Source organism: Hyphomicrobium sp., from assembly GCF_020852195.1.
Classification (GTDB): Bacteria; Pseudomonadota; Alphaproteobacteria; order Rhizobiales; family Hyphomicrobiaceae; genus Hyphomicrobium_C.
Window position 1 is genome coordinate 1 of record NZ_JADZBI010000265.1, and the last position, 1,484, is coordinate 1,484.

Genomic DNA, 1,484 nt, shown 5'->3' on the forward strand with positions numbered 1-1,484 from the left:
AAGTACGTGAGTGTCAAGCGTTGATGGTTGCTAACCGTGATTGGATCAAGGTGACTTCCTGGGTGATCCCCAGCCGTTCATAGATGTGTAAGCTTTCCTGAAACGCCGTGCGCGCCTCAGCGTGACGGCCGGCATCGAGATAGGTTTCGCCCAGGGCCAACCAGGCCGGACCTAAGGCCCACCAATCCTGGCGTGCGTCGGCGTCAGCGATCGCTTCACGACAGTAGCGTTCTGCTTCGGCAAAGCGTTGCTGGGTGCGGCGGACATGGCCCAAAATATGCAGACAATAGGGGCGCACGACAACTTCTTCGCGCTGTAGCCCTTGGTGAGCAAAGTGTTCGGCCTTGACCAGGTCACCCAGATAGAACCACGCTTCAGCGAGATAGGCTTCGTTGATGGCCTGCCAGTAGGTATGATGGAGTTGCTGAAAAAAAGCCAGTGCAGTTTCGGCTGGCACGATGGCTTCGGCATAGCGCCGTTTCAGGAGGTAGACAAAGGCAAGGCTAGCATTGGTCATGCCCACGGCGCAGACCAAATTGCCAGCGGCGTGATAGTGACGCCCGGCCGCTTGGAGATAGGCAATGGCGGGTTCCAGGTCGGCATAACGCGCCTCTAAGATGCCCAGCGCTTCATAGACTTTGGCCAGGCGGTGATCGTTGGCGCACGCTTCGGCGGCTGTTAAGGCATTTTGGTAGTGCGCACGAGCGGCCTGATAGTTACCGGCATTGTCTTCGATTTCGCCTTGCAGTACTTCCAGATTTAAGCGGGCCTGGAGTGCTTCCTGGCGGGCTTGTTCATTATCACCCAGGAACACCAGCACTCGGCGCCCGATGTCAAGGTGCAGGTCGATCTCTTGGGTCGCGCGCAATTGGGTAATGCTGTCCAAACTGCGCCGGTATTCGGCCAGCGCCTGATCGATGGCGCCGGTTTCGGCCAAAAGCTCACCGCGCAAGGCATGAGCGTGAACGGCTCTTGGGATGGCGGCAGTCGGCCAGGTCGCTTTATCTATCAGCAGTAGTCCTTCTTGGGATCGCCCGGCCCGGGCATAGAGCGGCGCCAGCAGCAGTGCTAGTGCTTGTTGATCTTCAAAGGTGGGCAACGGGGTTTGGGCCAACGGGACAAAGAGTTCGAGGGCTGTGCTGGCCTGGCCCTGATCAATTTCCTGTTGGCGATGGGCAAACCAGGTCCAGATCGCCATCTCCGGTCGGCCCCCTTGGATATAGTGCCAGGCAGCAGCGGTAAAACGGCTGCGTTCGGCCAGGAGGTTGGCGGCTGCCAGATGGAGTTCCTGGCGGCGGCTGGGCGGCAATTGTTGATAGAGCAAATCCCGAAAGGCCGGGTGCAACAGGACGCCATCGCTGCCAATTGCTTCGACTAAGCCCAGGCTGAGCAGCGCGTTGAGCGCTTTCTGGCTGCTGCGCCAGCTATCACGCGGTGCGCTGCCTTGAAAGACAGCCAGTTCCTGCAGGACGGCCAATTCGTTG

1 protein-coding gene is annotated in these 1,484 nt (G+C 59.1%); it reads right to left on the reverse strand.

The genetic code is table 11. The annotated features are described in order from the left end of the window. Positions 1 to 13 precede the first annotated feature (13 nt). Positions 14 to 1,484: tetratricopeptide repeat protein (locus IT540_RS20775; RefSeq protein ID WP_291181785.1), on the reverse strand; the 1,471-nt coding region annotated here is incomplete at its 5' end.